The sequence below is a fragment of the Eggerthella sp. AM16-19 genome (genome assembly GCF_003474385.1).
In the GTDB taxonomy this organism is placed as follows: Bacteria; Actinomycetota; Coriobacteriia; order Coriobacteriales; family Eggerthellaceae; genus Senegalimassilia.
Window position 1 is genome coordinate 299 of the sequence record NZ_QUCY01000034.1, and the last position, 19,714, is coordinate 20,012.

General features: G+C 64.2%; 13 protein-coding genes and 1 CRISPR repeat array. Of the genes, 10 read left to right on the plus strand and 3 right to left on the minus strand.

Features of this window, described 5'->3' with window-relative positions; all coding sequences use genetic code 11:
* Positions 1 to 187 precede the first annotated feature (187 nt).
* Both DW178_RS10305 and cas9 read left to right on the plus strand, forming a co-directional pair.
* Complete coding sequence (locus tag DW178_RS10305; RefSeq protein ID WP_117716699.1) at positions 188 to 568, plus strand: DUF192 domain-containing protein; 381 nt, start codon at positions 188 to 190, stop codon at positions 566 to 568.
* 523 nt (positions 569 to 1,091) lie between these two features.
* The gene (gene cas9 / locus DW178_RS10310) at positions 1,092 to 4,238 is read left to right on the plus strand and encodes a type II CRISPR RNA-guided endonuclease Cas9 (protein WP_118351235.1); all 3,147 of its coding nucleotides are present in this window, start codon (positions 1,092 to 1,094) and stop codon (positions 4,236 to 4,238) included.
* 41 nt (positions 4,239 to 4,279) lie between these two features.
* On the opposite strand, the gene cas2 is transcribed toward cas9, so the two are convergent.
* On the minus strand, positions 4,280 to 4,594 hold the full coding sequence (gene cas2 / locus DW178_RS10315; protein WP_158574189.1) for a CRISPR-associated endonuclease Cas2: 315 nt from the start codon (positions 4,592 to 4,594) through the stop codon (positions 4,280 to 4,282).
* A gap of 5 nt (positions 4,595 to 4,599) precedes the next feature.
* The gene (gene cas1 / locus DW178_RS10320; RefSeq protein ID WP_118351239.1) at positions 4,600 to 5,541 is read right to left on the minus strand and encodes a type II CRISPR-associated endonuclease Cas1; all 942 of its coding nucleotides are present in this window, start codon (positions 5,539 to 5,541) and stop codon (positions 4,600 to 4,602) included.
* Positions 5,542 to 5,873: 332 nt separating this feature from the next.
* Positions 5,874 to 6,569: a CRISPR direct-repeat array (repeat unit 36 nt; unit sequence ATTGTATCAGCTTGAGGAATGGCAACGCGCTAGGGC).
* Between the two features lie 191 nt (positions 6,570 to 6,760).
* Between cas1 and DW178_RS10325 the strand changes: the two genes are divergently transcribed.
* The 6 genes from DW178_RS10325 to DW178_RS10350 all read left to right on the plus strand — a co-directional run bounded on the left by DW178_RS10325 (position 6,761) and on the right by DW178_RS10350 (position 11,691).
* A complete protein-coding gene (locus DW178_RS10325; RefSeq protein WP_118351247.1) occupies positions 6,761 to 7,066 on the plus strand; it encodes a helix-turn-helix domain-containing protein in 306 nt (101 codons plus the stop codon).
* Between the two features lie 869 nt (positions 7,067 to 7,935).
* Positions 7,936 to 8,229: a hypothetical protein gene (locus DW178_RS10330; RefSeq protein WP_118351250.1), complete on the plus strand. Its 294-nt coding sequence runs from the start codon at positions 7,936 to 7,938 to the stop codon at positions 8,227 to 8,229.
* A gap of 43 nt (positions 8,230 to 8,272) precedes the next feature.
* Positions 8,273 to 8,602, plus strand: coding sequence for an integration host factor, actinobacterial type (gene mihF, locus DW178_RS10335; protein ID WP_118351252.1), 330 nt, complete (start codon positions 8,273 to 8,275; stop codon positions 8,600 to 8,602).
* A 236-nt stretch (positions 8,603 to 8,838) separates the two neighbouring features.
* A complete protein-coding gene (locus tag DW178_RS10340) occupies positions 8,839 to 9,966 on the plus strand; it encodes a hypothetical protein (RefSeq protein ID WP_118351255.1) in 1,128 nt (375 codons plus the stop codon).
* A gap of 15 nt (positions 9,967 to 9,981) precedes the next feature.
* A complete protein-coding gene (locus tag DW178_RS10345; protein ID WP_286168669.1) occupies positions 9,982 to 11,106 on the plus strand; it encodes a hypothetical protein in 1,125 nt (374 codons plus the stop codon).
* A gap of 15 nt (positions 11,107 to 11,121) precedes the next feature.
* The gene (locus DW178_RS10350) at positions 11,122 to 11,691 is read left to right on the plus strand and encodes a hypothetical protein (RefSeq protein ID WP_118351260.1); all 570 of its coding nucleotides are present in this window, start codon (positions 11,122 to 11,124) and stop codon (positions 11,689 to 11,691) included.
* 110 nt (positions 11,692 to 11,801) lie between these two features.
* Here the strand turns inward: DW178_RS10350 and DW178_RS10355 are convergent, their stop codons facing one another.
* A complete protein-coding gene (locus DW178_RS10355) occupies positions 11,802 to 12,935 on the minus strand; it encodes a hypothetical protein (protein ID WP_286168670.1) in 1,134 nt (377 codons plus the stop codon).
* A gap of 559 nt (positions 12,936 to 13,494) precedes the next feature.
* On the opposite strand from DW178_RS10355, the gene DW178_RS10360 reads away from it, so the two are divergent.
* Positions 13,495 to 13,794, plus strand: coding sequence for a TnpV protein (locus DW178_RS10360; protein WP_114619907.1), 300 nt, complete (start codon positions 13,495 to 13,497; stop codon positions 13,792 to 13,794).
* Positions 13,795 to 13,871: 77 nt separating this feature from the next.
* The coding region (locus DW178_RS10365) for a helicase-like domain-containing protein (RefSeq protein ID WP_158574190.1) at positions 13,872 to 19,714 on the plus strand (5,843 nt) is incomplete at its 3' end.

The window sequence follows — 19,714 nt, forward strand, 5'->3', positions numbered from 1 at the left end:
CGACATCATCCGCATGCAGGCGCAGTCCGTGCGCACCGAGCGCCGCCTGAAGGTCGACGACATCACCAACAAGCTGTCCACCAAGATGCTCTTCCCCATGCTGCTGCTCATGCTGCCCTCGATCATCATGCTCATGCTCACGCCGATGATCCTGCAGCTGGGCGAGTTCTTCTAGGAGTTACCGGATATGAACGATAGATATCTCGACGAGGCCTGGGCCGTCACGCTCTCCGGCAAGAGGGCCCCGATCCTCACCCATACCTGCCGCAGTTTTCTCGAGCGCTTCTGCGGCCTCATGCTCAAGCGCGAGGTCCCCGAGGCCTGCGGACTGTACTTCCCGAACTGCCGCTCCATCCACACCTGCATGATGCGCGTGCCAATCGACGTCGTGTGGGTTCGTGAGGACGAGTCCGGCCTGCTCGAGGTCGTGTCACTCGATATCGCCCTCAAGCCCTGGCGATTCTTCGTGGCGCCGCGCGGCGCCACCGGATGCGTCGAGTTCCGGGCCGAGTCCTTCGACCCGGACGACCGGCCGGCCAAGATCGCCCGCCCGGAACAAAGGAAATAGGCGATACCGTCCGAAATTGGTCATGGTAACGACCGACGAATTAAACGAACCAGGCAATAGGGCCCCAGCCATTTGGCCGGGGCCCTATTTTTGGCGATTATGGCCAAGCACGGAATCGGCTTGAAAACCCAGAAGCGCTTTTAGGAGGCGTTATATCACGATGACTGGGTTTCCTTTCCGGTTGTCCGCTAATTATCTGTGAAGTAGTCTTTCGACCAGGGTGCCCGGTCGCATGCCAAATATTGCCGGCGGTTTCTGCTTGCGGCTATCGAACGCGATGGCTGGCTTTTGGGAATCGCGCCCGGTCTACCTTCGCGTTTTCCATGGGCGGCGGCATGGAGGGACCCCATCCGTCCCGTAGGCCCGCCGGATGTGGGAAACGCCTCGCGGCTGTGCATGGCGGGTAATCGGCTGGAAGCGGTGCGGGCCGTTTTTTGTGGGTGTGAGCTCGGGGTATCCGGGGTAAAAGGTCTGGAAATGCGCGGGAGGAAGGAGACCGCGCGCGGATAGATTGGATACCGCAATGGATAAAGCCCCGGGTACGGATATCGGGGAGCTTGGGTTCGACCCCGGCGCCTTCGCCACCGCGCTCATGACGCCCGAGGAGTTCAGGTCGAAGGACAGGGTAATCTGGGCGGGCATCGATATCGGCGTGGCCAGCACAGGCCTGTGCCTCGTCGACATCCTCAACCACGAGATCGTGCTGATGGCCAGCCACCTCTTCAAGTCGCCCGTCGTCGACAAGAAGAAGGCTACCGCGGCGCCCGAGAGCCTGGCGTCGGTGAGGCGCAGTGCCCGTTCGGTCCGCAGGAACATCATGCGCGAGGGGCGGCGCAAGAAGGCCATCAGGGCCGTGCTGGCCGATTTCGGCCTCATCCCAGCCGACGCCGGCGGCGAGTGGTTCAGCGCGCGCCGTGACGAGCGCACGGTCGTAAGACTGAGATCCAAGGCTCTCGGTTATCTGCTGAACCCCCGTGAGCTCGCCCGAGTGCTGTACTCGTTCGCGAGCCATCGCGGGTATATCGACCACGGCAAGTCGGACAAGGAGGACGATGCCGGCAAGGTCAAGAAGGCGCTCGCAGCGAACCGTGCGGAGCTCGCCGACGGCGGCTGCGAGACCTTCGGGCAATACCTCGCCGCGCAGCCGCGCTCGCGCAACAGGGCCGGCGACTACAGCTATACGGCAGACATCGGCATGACGGTCGACGAGGTGCGCACGATCTTCGCGCGCCAGCGCGAGCTCGGCAGCGAGATCGCCAACGAAGCGCTCGAGGATCGCTATATCGCTGAGTTGACATGGCTCACCGACACGAGCAAGCGCGACATGTCGACCTACCTCAAGGTGGGCTTCTGCACCTACCGCGGCGCGCCGTACAGGCGCGGGGCCACTTCCACGATCTCGTTCGAGGTGGTGCGTGCACACCAGACGCTCTGCAATGCGGTCATCCTGCATGCCGACGGCACCTCGTCCACCATCCCGGGCGACATCCGTATTGAAATCGTGAGGGATCTCTTCGCCGTAAAGAAATCGGTAAAGCCGTTGAAATGGTCGGGCCTGCGCCGCAGGCTGGGTCTTTCCGAGGGCGATTCGTTCAAGGGGCGCCCCGTCGAGGAGGAGAAGCGCGACTGCATCGCCCTGCCCGCCTGGGCCGTGCTGTGTGCGGGGCTGTATGAAGGTCATCGCGACCTGCTCGAGCGGCTTCATGACCATATCGACGACGCCGACGCGGTCTGCTCGGCGCTCACCTTCGCATCGTCGGCGGCATCGCTCGCCGGGCGGCTCGCCCCGCTGGCCCTCACCGACGACGAGGTTGAGGCCATCATCGACCTGCCCTATTCGGCGCGACTGTTCTCGGGCTATGCGAGCGCGAGCCTGGAAGCCCTCCAGATGCTCCGCGGCACGCTCGAGGACCCCCGCGTCACATCGCTCAGGCAGGCCGAGGAGGATTCCGGCCTCGCACAGGCGCGTGCCATGCTCGCCGAGGAGCGCGGTGGGTCGGCCGACGGGCTGCTGTGTGCCTTCTCCGATTACGACCCGACGTGCAGGAACCCCGTCGTGCTCCGCGCGACGGCGCAGGTGCGGCGCATGGTCAACTCCGTCATAAGACACTATGGGCTGCCGGATGTCATCCGCGTCGAGGTCGCCCGTGACCTCAAGCGCTCAAAGCACGAGCGCGAGATCGTTGCGGAGAGCAACAGGACGAGGCTCGAGCTCAACGAACAGGCCAAGAGGGATATCATCGAGTTCCTTGGGCTTCCCGACGACCACCATGTGCGCGGCCGGGACCTCGCCTTGGTCAAGCTCTACCGCGAGCAGGGCGGCAAGGACCCGTATACGGGCGCCGGCATCGACTTCAGGCGCATGCTCGAGGAACGCGGATACGCCGAGATCGACCATATCCTGCCGGTCTCGCGCACCTGCGACGACTCGCAGGCAAACAAGGTACTCTGCCTCACCAAGTCCAATAGAGATAAGTCGAACCGCTCTCCCTACGAGTGGATGACCTCGGGCGAGCCCACGGCTCCGGACTGGGGCGAGTTCTGCGGCCGGATGGAGCGCTGGGCGAAGATGTGCGAGCCCAGGCGGTACGCCCGAAAGAAACTCGCCAATCTCACCTGCGAGAACCTTGTCGAGCGCGCCGGCGACTTCATCGAACGCAACCTCAACGACACGCGCTACATGTCCGTAGCGCTCGCCAAGTGGCTGAGGGAGTGTCTGCCCTTTGCTAAGGACGGGCATGAGCATGTGTTCTGCGTCGCCGGCGGTGCGACCGCCCTTATGCGCAGTGTCTGGAACATCGGTATCACTGGGCCGGACGGCAAGAAGAACCGCGAAGACGATAGGCACCATGCGGTCGATGCGGCGGTCATCGCCTGTTGCACCCCCGGCATCGTGAAGAACGTGGCGCTGGTCAACGAGGGCCATGCCCGCGCCGACGTGCGCCAGCGGCTTTTCAGCGACTCGCTTCCCTATCCGGAGTTCAAGGAGCAGGTGGATGCCTGGATCCCGTGTATCGTGCCGACGCTCACACTTCCGAACACCGTCACAGGCAGCGTGCTCAAGGACACGGTCTACCCCTATCTTGGACGCGACGAGGCCGGCAAGGACCTCTACCTCACCGTCAAGAGGGACAAGGACGGCAGGATCGTCGAGCGGAAGGTCAACAAGGCCACCACGATGTGGAAGGACGGACAGGGCGGATGCCGGAAATTTGACGAGATGTGCGCCCTAGATGCCGTGTTCGATGCCTCGGCCGGCAAGCACGGCAGGTGGTCGTTCGACCCGGTCTATTGCATCGACATCCCTCACCGCGATGCGGAGATTCGCACCATGAGGGCGTTTTCCAAGGAGAAAGCGATCGATCTGTGGGGTACCGTCGAGGTGCCCGAGGACGCGCCGAGGATGACGATCAGGCGCGGCGACGTGCTCGTGTGCGACGGGAAGGCCGCTAGGTTCCATTCGTATAATGTCTCCAATGGGGCCATTTTCACGTTTGCGAACCAAAGTTATAACCCGAAGCAGCTTCAAATAACCGGGCCTCTATCCAATGAGCGCTTTTCGACGCCGTCGAAATGGCGACCCGATATCTTTATTATGCAGGAGGACTGCCTTGGGCTCTGCTGGCTGTCGTTCTTGGCGCAGCGGGCCGCAGGCGCTCAGGCGGAATAACGGCTACGAGGGGAGGTTCCGGCCTCCCCTCTTTCTCTCGGCTAAAACTCCAGGAAGAGCTGGCCTGCGCAATCCATCCCGGTACGACCCTCTGGGCGTGTCTCGACCAGGATCTCGCGGTCGACGTACTGCTTCTCCGTCAGCTCTATGGCCACGACGCTGCCGGCGGGCGGGATATGATCGCGCAGGCGGTCCCTGTGGGCCGCCGCGGACGATCTCGACAGCAGGCTCCTCGTATAGATGCTGTTCTGCTCGCGCATGTAGCCGTCGTCCTCGAGGAACCTCTTGAACCTGATATAGCGGTCCTTGTCGCGCTTCGTCTTCGTCGGCAGGTCGAACATAACAAGCAGGCGCATGATCCTCATATCCTTCCCCTCGCCCTCATCCTGTTCGCAGACTCCATCTCGAGCCCGATGAGCTCGGGCGTCAGCAGCATGTCGGCATCCCTCAGCTCGATAGCGCGACGCAGCGACTCGCAGAAGACGTCCACTGCCATCTGGATCGGGCACTCCCTGCCGTCTATGCGCACGAGCACCGAGGTCACCGCTGTCAATTTCGCCTTGTCGGTCGGCGTCAGCGGGCCAAGGATATTCTCTGTGACCACAAGGAGGTCCACAGCTGCGCGGAAGGGTTCTATCATGTCATCTATTAGATTGAAGGCATTGTCGGCGCTGTGGTGGTTGATACCCCTCGAGACGAGCCAGCCGTGCGAGACCGCGCACTGGGCGATACCCGCCCTCACGACGGCGTAGCCGTAGTCGAGTGGGGCGGCCATGGGCCCCTCCCTCCTCGTTCCATACGGGAGCATTGCGGCGAAATAGTCGGCCGCTGCAGGCGCCTCCCGGTGCGTCCTGTCGTTGCTGTGTACCTCGGCGGCATAGTTCCTGACCTTCGCAACGTCCGAAGCGTCTCCTCCGCTCAGCTCGAGGGCCCTGGCCTGGTTCAGGATCTTCGAGACGACGATTCTCTTCCACAGCCGGTTGCGCAGCGGTTTCGGGATGGCAAGCTGGTGCTCCACGATCTCCGCGTGGCGCGAGTGGGCGCCGAGGGGCAGGCACAGACCGTTTGGCATATGGTCCCTCCCGCAGTACATCACGCCTATCCCTGCGTCGTTCATCTCGGAAACCAGGGCAGACGTCATAGTTATCTGCGGGCTGTCGATGATCACCACATAGATATCGGATAGCGGGATCTCGGCCAGTATATTATCGCTGCGCGATTCGGGATCCTTCTCGCGGATAACCAGCCTGTTGTCCCTCAGGCTCAGGTGCCTGGGGTTGCGTATCGTGACCGTCTGCCTCATAAGCGGTCCAATCTGTTGAAAATATGGCAGGAGGGCCGTCCGTTCTCCCACTAAGTCTATCGGGTATCATGAGTATCGGCAACGTTACCCTACGTCTCCATATCAGCTTGAGGAATGGCAACGAGTAACGTTTGGGCAAGAGGGCCCGTCAAAGACGGGTCACTCGCGGAGTATATCCCGCAGGGTGTTTTTGCGCCCTGCGGGTGATCTCCTTTCTCCTCCCCTTTTTCAGAAAAACGCACCGAGGTGACGCGAAAATGATCGATTTTCGACCCTTTTCACAATTTGAAAACAGAAAGCCCCCTGCTAGGGGGCTTTTTTCGTGGGTGGACATTGTATCAGCTTGAGGAATGGCAACGCGCTAGGGCCCGATTTGCCAGTTTGATACATCTTGTCGAATTGTATCAGCTTGAGGAATGGCAACGCGCTAGGGCTATAACGTCGCGACTAAGGGGGCTTTCAACATTGTATCAGCTTGAGGAATGGCAACGCGCTAGGGCCGGCGGCTACCTCATCAGCTGGTGCCGCGGATTGTATCAGCTTGAGGAATGGCAACGCGCTAGGGCTAGTTGTGAAGCCTGAAACGATCGTAGCCGATTGTATCAGCTTGAGGAATGGCAACGCGCTAGGGCCTAGGCGTTCTGGATCGTGACCTTCGCCGAATTGTATCAGCTTGAGGAATGGCAACGCGCTAGGGCTCAGCGAGTCGGTTTCAGCTTCATTCATCAATTGTATCAGCTTGAGGAATGGCAACGCGCTAGGGCTTGAGCAGGTAATGGCCGTCGGTGCCCTTCATTGTATCAGCTTGAGGAATGGCAACGCGCTAGGGCTTCCCGTCGAGCTGGACGAGCGCGGGCGGCATTGTATCAGCTTGAGGAATGGCAACGCGCTAGGGCTTCCGCGAGATCGGTATCCTACCGCCCGCCATTGTATCAGCTTGAGGAATGGCAACGCGCTAGGGCGAATCCCCATTTGCGGTGCGCCCCGTCGGTATTGTATCAGCTTGAGGAATGGCAACGCGCTAGGGCTCGTCTCGACCGGAAAGCGGCAGCCACCGATTGCAGAAACGATCTGCGCGATGCCTCGCGTTGCAAACTGGATATTGTTTGGAATGACTCTGAATAGGCCGTGATGGACTATGAGTGCTCAATTTTTGGGAACGATATCTATCGGGATTACCGATAGGCGGCTCCTATCGCCAAACAGGAGGGAGTAGCGAATGGCGACATTGATCGGGTGGAACCTTACCACACTGCTCAGGGAACGGGGCATGAGCCAAAAGGAGCTTGCCGAAGCAGCAGCCCTCACCCCTGCCTCGGTGAGCAGGTACGTCAACGGCGAGAGGTTGCCGTGGCCGGCCACGATTGCCGCGATGTCGCGCGCCCTCGGGGTGGAACCGTCGGACGTCATCGGAACCTCCTGCGACCGGGAGCTGGACGAGGCCGTGCGCCTCGTGGCCCGCAATGCGGACTGCCTCACGGAAGCACAGCGCGCCGAGCCTATCGCCGCGCTCGCGAAGCGCTAGGGGGATCGGTGGACGGCCGGTGTCGACTCGCTTAAATCGGGTATGACGCGACTGCATCTAACCGGAGTCGGGTAGAATGGCAACAGGAAACGACGCATCCCGTGTAAGTATCGAGAGCGTGGGCGGCCTAGTTTTCTGGTTTGGTTAGATGCCCGGGCTCCACCCCGGGCATCTATGTATCAATCTGGGTTCATCGGATAGAATCGCAGGTGAAGGAAGCGGATTCCGCGCAGGTGGCTAACCGATTACGCGGGCGATGCAGATTTCAGGTTTGAAGGCCGGGCTGCAACCCCGGCCTTTTTTCTACTTCAATTCCGACGCGCGCCTGCACTTGAGGTGCGTCGCCTCTTCAAATTCCAGCCAATCAAATATGGGCATCCACCTGCTACGTTGGGACGATTAACGACGATCCGTTGGGACGATTGTCGGCAGCCCGTAAGCATGGCATCCGGGTACATATCGCCCATGGCCCTCTTGCGGATGAGTGGATGGCCGCCCTGCCGGTTTCGGCAGGGCGGCGCTTGCTATCGGAGATGTTTTTGCAGGAAAGGGAGGGGGCCGTTTACGCCCGGCCCCGGGGCGTCGCACCTGCGTTGCCCGCGTTCCGAAAGCGTGACTACCTGAGGATCGGGTTCCGCTTGCCATCGATTCTACCCCGCGGCGCGGCGTTCTATCCGTCCGCCCTATTTCTCCATATCCGGTCGTGAGGATGCAAGGTTTTTGCGGGCCGAGCGCATCTTTTGGACGATTGCGGGGTATACCTCCTGCTGTATCTGAAGGATCTCCGGAAAGCGGGAGCACCTATGAAGCCGACTATCGATCCTGCCGGCGGACGCTCCGCCCATATGCACGGCATGGGGGCGGTGTAGTTGTTCGGATGGGAGTGCGACCCCTCAAGGGACGGGCGGCTGACAATCGCCGAGTACCGTGAGCAGTTCCGGGACAAGGTCGGCCGCCGGGCGACCATCTCGGGGCACATGGGCTTGAAACGCGGCACCGCAGCGAATCTCGCGAAGGTGCGCTGCACGCTCGCGCAGGTGTTCGACAGCTTCGCGATCTTCACCGTGGACGACGGCAGGCACAGGCAGCCGGGACGCCGCCGGACCTTGTGCGTCGATTTCGCCTCGGTCCATTCCGGCGACACCGTAGTCGAATGGCTCTAGGCGGCACGCGGCCGCGGGGCCGCAGGACTGAAAGGAAACGACCATGACCGAGAAGAAGGCCGCCTTCGGGAACAACTTCACCCCCGAGCAGCGGGCCGCCGCGCTGAAGCGCGCCGCCGAGCTGCGCGCCGCGCGCGCCGAGTACCTTGGCCGCGTCAAGTCGGGCGAGGTGGGCATCGCGGCCGCCCTGGCCGAGGGCAAGGAAAACCCCGTCGTCGGGCGCATCAAGGCAAAGCGGCTGCTCATGGCCCTGCCGGGCGTCGGCGCGGCGAAGGCGCAAAGCGCCATGACCGCGATCGGCATCGCGGAGTCCCGCCGCGTCGCGGGCATCGGGCAGCGACAGGCCGAAAAGCTCATCGAACTTTTCGGGTAGATGCGCACGCTGTGTTGCCCCAAGGGGCAATGAGAAACCATATGCGAAACCCCGGAGCCGTCGCCCATCTGGCGGCGGCTCTTCCCTTTCGTGTTCCAGGACGTCGAGGGTGCGCCGTGGCGCTTCCCGTTCGGGAAACATGGACAAGTGCGGGTGCGGTCGGGGCCCAGCGCGGATAGCATCGAGGGCGAGTATACCCGCGGTGCCGGAGGCGCCCGATGAAAGGACCGACCGCCATGTTGTGGAACTACGACGTCAGCGACAAGGAAGAAGCGGAGCGCATGGCCTCGCTCTACGGCGAGGTCGGCACGCGCGTCGTTGAGCCCGGAACGGAAACCGAAACCGGCCGCAACCTCGTCCGACGTTGCGGCAACGAACTCGGCATCGCCACCTGGGAGGCGTACGACTTCGATCCGGACACCTGGACGTGCGAAACCTTCTCTAACCGCGAAGCGGCCGAACTCTGGCTTTCCGGGTCCCTTTACTTGGACGAGTGTGTAGAGCTGGACCGTCAGCTCACCCAGTCCGTCAAACGCATGGCCGCACTTGCTGCCAACATGTCCGGTGGGCGATGGACCGCCGGGATCCAGGAATATAGGGACGGGCGCAAGTCGCTGTCCTTCCAGCTCTCCGACGAAACGGGCTTCTTCCTGATCACCTCCCCCATTTGCAAGGCATCCGAGCTTGCCCTGGGGGTGGTCCGCGACCGCGTGCGCGAGGAGCTGGCCGACCTCGACCCGTATCGCGAGGCGCTGGAGGCGTGCCGCCGCGCCGAGGACAGCTCTATCGCGCTCGACAAGCTCGCGTTCTACGAAAAGCTCAAGGACTTGGACATGCCGGTGCTCCTCGGGGCGCTCGCCGTCGCTACCGAGCAGAACCAGCGCGCGCTCGGGCGCCTGCTCGCGGATACGAAGTTCGTAGACATGTTCAAGCTGCCGGAGGCCATCAACCCCAGGGAGGCCGCCTACGCCGAGGCAAAGGGTAAGCTCAGGGAGTGGAAGGAGGGCGGCCACGGCGACGGCATGTGTTATTCCGACGCCGCCGCCTCCTATCTCGATGACTACTACGAGCTGGCCGATGAGGTCGAGCGCTCCCTTCTGAGCGGCATCGACGAATTGATCGCCATGGACCTCGTCGACGAGACGGGCATCTACGAGAATCCCGCCGCGGCAATCGGCACCATGTTCGCCGAGGCCGCGCTTGAGCATGCGCGCGCCGATGCCGAGTACTTCGACGAAGACTTCCGCATGCGTGCAACGGAGGGCATCGACATGTGGACTGCCGCCCGCGAAATCGCCAAGTCGGTCCCGGAGGCCAAACCCGCCGAAGAGGAGCCCGCGCAGACGCACGGGCCCAAGCACTAGATTCCCGGAGCAATCATGACCAGAAAACACGCAATCATGACGAACGGCGGGGATATCTGCCTCGCCTTCCAGTCCGAGCACGGCGGCTTCGATTGCAGCGAGGCCTTCATCGACCGCGCCTCGGGCGCGCTCATCTGCAACGACGGCACGCTGGAGGGCCTGGGCGAGGGCGTCGCCGACGCGGCCATCTACCCCAGCGCCGAGATCTTCGCCGGCGCGCGCCTGCTCGGGCTCGACCGCGTCGCCGAGGGCTACGCAGACGGGCGCGACGCGTTCGCGATCGACGCCGCGGCGAAGTCCGTGGCGGAATCGGTGCGCCGCAACTGCATCGAGTTCGGCGGGGCCGGCGCCTCGCTGATGGATTTCGCGGGCCACCCGTTCGCCGCCTCGCAGTGGATCGGCGAGAACTTCAAGACCTCGGTCAGCGAGGTCGACGCCCGCCGCCTCGTGCAGGACCTCACCCTCATCGACGTCGCGAGGCTCGATCGAACACGTCCCCTCATCGAGGGCATGGGCGCGCAGGCGCAGGAGGGCATCCTGGCGTTCCTAGACGAGATGGAGGGGCTTCGCGCCTCGTCGGTCGACGTGGTGCTTTTCGACCGGTTGATGGTCGACGATTTCAACGTCATGCGCACGCTCGGAGGCGACAGGTCCCGCGAGCTCGGCACCGCCACGGTCCACGGGCGCGACATCGAGATCTCCTGCACGCTCGCCGACGGTTTCCTCGCGACCGCGAGACCGCAGGCCGGAACCGTCCTCACGTTCAGCTCGAGGCGCCGAGGCTGGCACGGCTTCCAGTTCTCCCCCCTCTCGTTCGGTGGCTCCATCGTCTCCATCCGCCACGACATGCCGGACGCACGGCTCGCCCGCGACTTCGACCTCGCGCTGCTTTCCGCCGAGGCGGAGACCGCCATGCGAGAGCTCGATGTCCCCGTCCCGACGGCCCTCAGGTACGTCAAGGAACAGTGCGAGAGGGTTTCCGTGCACTGCGACGAGATCGAGGCGAAGATCGGCGCGGTCGTTGAGGCCGTGGCGCCGCCTGCCTCGAAGGGCGTGAGCCCCGCGTCCATGGCAGCTGCCGCCAAGGCGGCGGCGCAGGCCGGCGAGACCGGAAGCGCTGATATCAAGGTACACAGATAGAAAGAGGTATGTGTGATGGCTTTCAATGTAAGGCAGATGCCGGCTGACCGGGCCGCCGCGCTCATCGGGGAAGACGACGTCGCGGTCTTCTCGCAGAGGCTCGAGACCATGGCGGCGACGTCACAGTTCGATCTGGAGGAACCCGATTCGACCCGGCTCACGTTCCTGTTCGAGGTCGGAAAGGACGATCTCTTACGTGAGGGGAAGTGGCTCGACGGAGTCGATTACATGTCCGATCTCGTCTTCGAGACCCCGCGCGACCTAGCCGGCAAGGTCTTCAAGAGATTCGAGACGTTCGCGGATGACGACCATACTCCATCGGAAGCCCTCGCCGACGTCCGCTGGGGCTTCGCGAGGTTCGGCGGCACCTGCACGGTCCTCAGCGGGCTCAGTGAGAAGGAGGCCTTGGATATGGAAAAGAAGGGCGATGTGGGCGCGAATACCCCCAATAGGAAACCCGGTGCGGAGCAACGCCCGGAAGCTTCGGCGGAAAGTCCGGTCGACCTAGCGCATAGGGCGGCGGCTGCCGCACGGCGCAGCCATGTCCAGATGGAAGATGCCGCCACGCATCTCGCGCGCCACTGATCTCCGGAAGTCCGAATGTTCCTGCATGCAGTAAAGAAACCGGCCGGGGAGGCCCGGGCCGGCGCCGGCGAGGAGGGAGAGCGCATCGCCAGAACGAAAGGCGGATTCCTCTAGACTCCCGCCTTTCGGTTCGAATACTGCGTCCTACACGACGGGGAACAGAACTCGCGTCTCTTCCCCCTGGTTTTAACCAAAATGCCGTTCCCGCAATTTTTGCACGTCGCGGGGACACAGCCGTATCGGTAGAAGATTGCCCCAAACATCGCCGCCGCCGTCGAGTGGAAATGGTATCTGGGTGCCGGTTCATCATCGAAAATCGAAGGTTCGCCTACAGACCAGCCAAGCGGATTGCCGTCCTTCGTCGTCAGCCCTGCCAGCATTTTGGCAACAGACTCAACGAAGGAAATCGCCTCGTCTCTCTGGGTGCCCCCGTCATCGATACCGAGATACAACTGGGTCTTCTCGACCTCCGGCTTCCAGCCGATGTCGAAGAACGGCGCGCCCTCGCCGGTCTTTATCTGATCGGTTATCAGGACCGCGTTGGGAACCGATCCGAAAAGAACCTTGCCCTTCTTCGGCCTCAGGTCGAGAATTCGCGTCTCCAACGGGTTGATGACCATATAGCTGAAGACGTTCTCGAACCACTTCGACGAGTAGTTGAGAGTCATGTCGAAAGACGAGTTATGCTGAAACGGCAAGACATAATAGGAGTCCTCGAGCTCCCCGGCGATGCGGGATCGGTGTATTTTGTCGAAGTGCCTGAAACCGCTTCTCTCGAGTACGTCACCGCATCCGGACCTGATGTTCGCCGTCAGCCTCAGTATCAACGACCCGAGGTTTCGGCACAGCACGATATCCTCCAGGGGCTCGACCACGACAGTGCATCCGGGATCGGCCTCTCGCCACCTTCTCAGCTCGGCAAGGCCATCGGATTCGATAAGGCCGTACCTTTCGATATCGTGCGAGACGGAGGCCCGAGACGGATAAAGAGACGAGGCGCTGCCCGTCGCAGACATCCCCTCAAGGCACAGCTGGAGATAGAGGAAGCCTTCGTCGCAACGCGTGAAACCACGCTCGCCGCCGATGGACTCCTCCACGACCTCGATGGCCTCGTTGATGGACAACCGCCTGTTCTCCTCTTTATAGATACTGCGATCGATGAGGGGACCGGACTCCGAAATTGCCGTGACGAGCTCGTCAAGAGTGCCCCAGCGAAGCAAGTGCTCGGCCAGATCGAAGTCCATAGGCGCTGTCGCCGGTACCGGATTGTCGGACCCGATTACCTCGAACAGCGAATGGAAGCCAGTGTTTCGGTTCCTTGCGACGAATACGCTTCTGATCATTTGCCAAACAACACCAACCTAGATAACTACTGTCCATAATCGCAATCGTACCCACGGCATAAAGTTAATTTCAGGTCCGTGGTTAATTCCTTCCAACGTCAACCGTCAATATCTGAATACCCGGGATAGAGAACGACATCTGACGCCATGGCGCCGGCACGGGCTCTCCCGGGCCGGCGCTTCCCGTTCGGGAAAGCGCGTTGGCGGCGGCGGCCCATGGGGATACGGTATCCGAGATAACGCAAACCCGACCATGAAGGCGAGGCACCGATGGCGCGCCGCTCCCGCAAGACGCTTCAGGCAGAAGGACAGCTCTCCCTTTTCGCCATAACCGACGACTTCCTGTTCGCCATGACAGAAAACACGGAGAATGCCGTTGACAAAGCCGCCGAGTCGCGGTCTTATGTAAACCAAATCGCGGGCGAGCCGCCCGCCGACGCATCTTGGAAGGGAGACGAAGATGGCCGTCCTGAAGCAACCGTACACCGGAGTCCGCGGCATGAGGTACCAGTTCATGCTGGACAACCTACCGGAGCAGGTAGCCGAGCTGAAGGCATCCGGGGAGACGGAATCCTACCTCGAGCAAATCGAGACGGCGTACCGCAACCGGATCAGCGAGCTCACGCCGGGTTGCATGAAATCCTGCGGGGCGACGCCGGAACTCCGCTCGAGCGACCTGCCGAGCTTCATCAAGAAGGCGAACTCCGCCGAGGCGATGGCGACCGAGATCGCGATCAAGGAGATCATCGAGGCCATGTAGAGGCCGCCGGGGCCGAGACCCCGACGCCTATCGATGAACCTGCCGACGCCGCAGGGACCATCGATGCCGCCGCGGGCGTGGACTCGCAGTGCGCCGGCAGCCCCATCGCCCGAGCCAGGAAGAACCTGGCGGCCCTGGAGGCGCTTGCCGCCGCCGAGGAGCGCGGCCGCGCCACCGCCGAGGAAATCGCCGCCATGGAGGCCTATTCCGGCTGGGGCGGCGCCCAGAAGGCCTTCTCCGAGAAGGCCGAGGGCGAGTGGGGCGAGGTCCGCGACAGGCTCAAGGAACTGCTGAGCGACGACGAGTTCGCATCCCAGCGCCATACCGTCCTCACCGCCTTCTATACCCCGGCGCCCGTCATCGGCGCCATCTACGACGCGCTGCGCGAGGCCGGCATCGGCCAGGGCGACACGCCCGCGGCGATCCTAGAGCCGGGCTGCGGCACCGGCAACTTCATGCGCCTGGCGCCCGCCGACCTCGCCCTAGACTTCCACGGCGTCGAGCTCGACCCGATCTCGGCGCGCATCGCGCAGGCGCTCTGCCCCGAGGCGCACATCACCGCCGCCGGCCTCGAGGAGTGCCGGGTCTCCCCCGCATCCTTCGACGCCGCGATCGGCAACGTGCCCTACAGCGGCGACATCAAGATCGACGGCATGCCGATCCACGACTACTTCATCAGGAAGAGCGTCGAGGCGGTGCGCCCCGGCGGCGTCGTCGCGGTGCTCACCAGCCGCTACACGCTCGACAAGAACTCGACCGCGACCCGCCGCGCCCTGGCCGAGCAGGCCGAGCTTCTGGGCGCGGTGCGCCTGCCGGCCGAGACGTTCAAGCGCCAGGCGGGAACCGAGGCGCTGAGCGACATCCTGCTGCTGCGCCGCCGCCCCGAGCCCATCGCGCTTTCCGACGACGAGCTTCCCGAGTGGGTCGAGACCTCGCCCTTCGAGGACACCGTCAACATCAACCGATACTTCAACGAGCATCCCGGCCGCGCCGTCGGCGACATGTCGATCGTCAGCGGTCCCATGGGCCCGACGCTCGGCGTCAGCTTCAAGGGCGGCGGCGCCGCCCTCGGCGACCGCGTCTCCGACCTGCTGCGCGACAGCGTCGACCGCGCCGGCGTTGTCGAGATGGTCGCGGCCGAGGAGGCCGCCGGGGTCTCGGCGGTCCCGACCGCGCCCACGAAGTTCGAGTTTTCCGCCGCCGCGGACGGCACGATCTGGTACGGCACGGAAGACGCCGTGGAGCCCTTCACGCCCGGCGGCGGCAAGACCGGCCCCGAGCGCGCCCGCGCCATGCTATCGCTGCGCGACGGCGCCCGTGCGCTGCTCGCCCTCGAGCGCGACCCCGGCGCGGACGACGACGAGGTCGAGGAGGCCATCGCCGGACTCTCCGCCGAATACGACTCCTTCCTCGAGCGCTACGGCCGCATCAACTCCAAGAAGAACCTCGCCGTGTTCCCCTCCAAGGGGTTCACGGACCACTCGCTGGCACTCAACCTCCTGAGCCTCGAGAAGGTGGATTCCAACGGCGAGGTGACCGGCAAGGCGGACATCCTCAAGAAGCGTCTCGTCACCCCCGAGGCGCCCACTCCCGAGCACGTCGGCAACCCCTCGGACGCCCTCGCCGTCACGATCGACGCGCGCGGCGAGGTCGATATGGACTTCCTCGCCGACCTCATGGAGACCGACGTGCAGACCGCGCTCGAGCGCCTGGGTGACCTCGCGGTCACCGACCCCGACGACGCGACGCACGTAATGACCGCCGACGAGTACCTTTCCGGCGACGTGGGCGGCAAGCTCGAGCACGTCCGAGCGCTGCTGGACGTCGAGCGCGGGCGCGCGGAGCGCCAGACCCGTCAGGCATGGAACGAACACCTCGGGTTCTCCGTAGATGCCGACGGCCTGCCCGGCGACGTCAGCGACGCGCTCGCGCAGCTGCGCAAGACGCACCTATGGGAGAGCAGCCTGAACCCGACGACGTCGCGCTTCGCGGTGGACGGCTTCGCGCACTCCGAAGGCCTCGACCACGGCGCCCGCCGCATCAGCTGGGATTGCTGGCCGGCGCTCATCCCCCTCGCGCTCGAGGCATACGACGGGCCGCGCCCGATCGCTGTTCAAGACGGTGACGACCGCGCATCGGTGTCCACCGGCAACCCGCTGATCGACCTGCTGGCCCGCGGCCTCGGCGACTTCTATTCGGGCCAAATCAACACGGACATCGCGAAGACGCCCGCGCACGCGATCAAGTACCTCGTCTGCGACAGCGGCCTTTCCGAAGAGGAGCTGGGCGCCTTCTTCGCCGCGGGCGGCTCGGGCATCCTCAACAGGTCGGAGTATTTCGAGACCTTCCGCGCGGTCGCCGGCGTCGAGATCGAGCCACCCGTCCGCTCGTCCTACGGGGAGGTCTCCGTGAGGGAGGCGCGTATCGAGAACGGCATGCGCCTGGCCCGCGCCCTCAGGGCGGCGCCCGATGCCGTCGAGTACCTGTACCGCATCGAGCGGAAGCAGCGCTCCGAGGACCGTGTCACGAAAGCCGATCTGCTCCGCCGCGACGGCCGCCCCTCCTACCTGGTCGACTACTATTCCGGCGAGCCGGCAAAGCTGTCCGACCTCGCCACCGAGGAGGGCCTGGAGCGCTTCCGCGAGCACAAGGCGCGCTTCATGGAGGCCGCCAAGCTCGCCGTCCCGCCCGTAGATCCGGACCGCGTCGCGGCCCTCGAGCACCTGGAATCGCGCCTCGAGGCCGTCCAGCCGGTCAAGCTCGTGCCCGGCCAAATCGCCTGCCAGCTCGGAAGCTCCTGGGTACCCGCGTCGGTGATCCGCGACTTCGCGCTCGAGACCTTCAAAATCGGCTACGGGCACGAGAGCCGGGTGCGCGGCAGCTACCAGACCGCCGCCCAGGCGCGCGGCCTCGAGGTCCGCTACTCCGAGGTCTCCGGCAGGTGGAGCGTCACGTCCGCCAGCGGCGGCATGGACGAGTCGGTCGCGAAGAAGTGGGGCGTGGGCTCCTACAACTGCTTCATGATCCTCACCGCCGCGCTCAACGGCGGCCTTATCCAGATCGAGAAGGACAACCCCGACTACAACCCGGTCGCGGAAAAGTCCAAGAAGAAGATCCCCGACCCGGTGGCCACGGCCGCCGCCAACGCCAAGCGCCGCGAGCTCGAGGAGGCCTTCCGCGAGTGGGTCTGGAAGGACGAGGACCGCGCGGCCATGCTCGCCGACATCTACAACCGAAAGCTCAACCGCGTCGCCCCGCGCGCGTACAGCGGCGACTACCTCTCGCTGCCGGGGATGTCGCCCGACATCCAGCTCAGGAAGCACCAGCGCGACGCGGTGGCGCGCATCATCCAGGACGGCGAGGGCACGCTGATCGCGCACACGGTCGGCGCCGGCAAGACCTTCACCGGCATCGCCGCCATGCACGAGCTCAAGCGCCTCGGGCGAGCCCGCAAGCCGATGATCGTCGTGCCGAACAACCTCACCGAGCAGTGGGCCGCCGACTACCTCAAGCTCTACCCCGACGCGAAGCTGCTCGTCCTCACCGACGCCGCGGCGAAAAACCCGGACTCGGTGCGCCGGTTCTGGGGCCAGGCGGCAGCGGGCGACTGGGACGCCGTCATCGTCGGATTCAGCCGCTTCGAGAAGCTGCAGATGTCCTACGGGGCGCAGAAGGCGGCGCTCACGGCGCGCATCGACGAGCTCGAGGAATCCAGGCTCATGGAGCTGGAGGACGGCGCCGGGGAGAAGGACTTCTCGGTCAAGCAGATCGAGGGCGTGCGCGACAAGTTCAAGAGCAAGCTCCAGTCGCTCGAGAAGCGAAACGCATCCAAAACGCTCGAGGGCGCGACGTTCGAGGAGGTCGGCTGCGACGCGATATTCGTCGACGAGGCCCACTACTTCAAGAACCTCGCGGTGTCGGGCGGCTCGGTTCCGGGCATGCAGACCAGCGACGCCGCCAAGTGCGAAGACCTCCTGATGAAGTGCGAATATCTGCGTGGCAGCGGGCGCGGCAGCAACATCGTGTTCGCCACGGGCACGCCCGTCACGAACACGATGGCCGAGCTCTACAACATGCAGCGCTACCTCTCGCCGAGCCTGCTGGCCAGCCAGGGGGTCTCGAACTTCAGCGCGTGGGCCAAGACCTTCGGCGAGGTCACCGAGACACTGGAGCCGAAGCCCGAGGGCGGCGGCCTGGACATCAAACGCCGCTTCGCCAGGTTCCAGAACCTCCCCGAGCTCATGAGCTCGTTCCACTGCTACAGCGACATCATGACCGCAGACGACCTCGACCTCGACCTCCCCGAGCTCGAGAGCCACGCGGTCGCGGTGCCTGCGACGCCCGAACAGCTCGCCGAGGTCGAGGCGCTGGTGAAGCGCGGCGAGAAGGTCCATGCCGGTTGCGACCCGAGCGTGGACAACATGCTCAAGATCACCGGCGACGGCAGGAAGGTCGCCCTTGACCCGAAGCTGCTCTACCTCGAGGACGACCCCGACATGGAGCCGCTTTCCGGCGGCAAGGTCGACGCATGCGTGCAGAACATCCTCGACATCCGCGAGCGCACCGAGGCCGAGCGCGGAGCCCAGCTCGTGTTCGTGGACTCCTCCACGCCCGCCTCCGGGCGCTGGAACATCCAGGACGACGTGCGCCGCCGCCTCATCGAGGCCGGCGTCCCCGAGCCCGAGATCGCCTGCGTGACCGACGCCAAGGGCAAGTCGAAGCAGAAGGAGGCGCTGTACGAGAAGGTGCGCAGCGGCGATATCCGCATCCTGCTGGGGTCGACCACGACACTGGGCACCGGAACGAACGTGCAGACGCGCCTGGCCGCGATCCACGACCTCGACTGCCCGTGGCGACCGTCCGACCTCGAGCAGCGATTGGGGCGCATCGTGCGCCAGGGCAACGGCTTCGACCACGTCCACGACTTCCGCTACGTCTCGACCGGCACGTTCGACAGCTACCTCTACTCCATCGTCGAGCGCAAGCAGCGCTTCATCAGCCAGGTGTTCACGAACAAGTCGCCCGTGCGAACGATGGACGACCTGGACGAGACCGTACTGTCGCTCGCGCAGATGAAGCAGATCGCCGAGGGCGACCCCACCGTGGCCGAGCGCATGGACGTCGAGAACAAGATCGGCCAGCTCAAACTCATGAGGGAGTCCCATCTGGAGGGCCTTGCCGACGTCCAGCACAAGATCGAGACGCAGTACCGACCGCTGGTCGATGCACTTGCCGCCGAACGGGACATGCTCGCCGACGACCAGATCCCGTTCTCCGAGGCCGACCTGGTCCGTCAGCAGACGCTCGGCTCCAAGGACAGCTTCCTCACCGTCGGCGGAGTGCACATCGCCGACAAGGAGGAGGCCATCCGGGCGCTGCGCCGCGCCGCCTACGACGTCCGCCCGGGCCGCGAGGAGACCATCGGGACCTACCGCGGCCTGTCGGTCGTGTGCCGCCGTCAGCACGTCCTCGACAACGATTGGCTGCCCTATATCGGCCTTGCGGTCGATCCCGCCAAACACGTGCACATGTCGGAGAGGGTCTTCCCCTCCGGAGAGAAAGGAGCGTTCACCGTGCTCACCCAGATGGACCGAATCATCGCCAAGGACGCGAAGGGCCCCGCCGAGATCGAGCTGAAGCTGGGGACCGCCCACCGCGCGCTCGCCGACGCCCAGAAGGCGGCCAAGGAGCCGTTCCCCAAGCAGGCAGAGCTCGACGAGCTCGAGCAACGCCTGGCCGTCCTCGAGCAGGAGCGCATCGAGGCCGAGCTTCAGCGCCAGCGCGAGCAGGCGCAGCGCGACGAGGCCGAGGCCGCCGCGATCGAGGACGGCATCGAGGAGGATCGCGCGGCCGAGCGCGAGCACGAGCGCGCCGCCGCGGCCGACGACGAGGCCCGCGAGGCCGCACGCGTGGCGGAGCT

Bases quoted from the DNA above. Each gene is read 5' to 3' on its own strand.
- DW178_RS10305 (WP_117716699.1), top strand. From the start codon at position 188: ATGAACGATAGATATCTCGACGAGGCCTGGGCCGTCACGCTCTCCGGC.
- cas9 (WP_118351235.1), top strand. From the start codon at position 1,092: ATGGATAAAGCCCCGGGTACGGATATCGGGGAGCTTGGGTTCGACCCC.
- cas2 (WP_158574189.1), bottom strand. From the start codon at position 4,594: ATGCGCCTGCTTGTTATGTTCGACCTGCCGACGAAGACGAAGCGCGAC.
- cas1 (WP_118351239.1), bottom strand. From the start codon at position 5,541: ATGAGGCAGACGGTCACGATACGCAACCCCAGGCACCTGAGCCTGAGG.
- DW178_RS10325 (WP_118351247.1), top strand. From the start codon at position 6,761: ATGGCGACATTGATCGGGTGGAACCTTACCACACTGCTCAGGGAACGG.
- mihF (WP_118351252.1), top strand. From the start codon at position 8,273: ATGACCGAGAAGAAGGCCGCCTTCGGGAACAACTTCACCCCCGAGCAG.
- DW178_RS10340 (WP_118351255.1), top strand. From the start codon at position 8,839: ATGTTGTGGAACTACGACGTCAGCGACAAGGAAGAAGCGGAGCGCATG.
- DW178_RS10345 (WP_286168669.1), top strand. From the start codon at position 9,982: ATGACCAGAAAACACGCAATCATGACGAACGGCGGGGATATCTGCCTC.
- DW178_RS10350 (WP_118351260.1), top strand. From the start codon at position 11,122: ATGGCTTTCAATGTAAGGCAGATGCCGGCTGACCGGGCCGCCGCGCTC.
- DW178_RS10355 (WP_286168670.1), bottom strand. From the start codon at position 12,935: ATGGACTTCGATCTGGCCGAGCACTTGCTTCGCTGGGGCACTCTTGAC.
- DW178_RS10360 (WP_114619907.1), top strand. From the start codon at position 13,495: ATGGCCGTCCTGAAGCAACCGTACACCGGAGTCCGCGGCATGAGGTAC.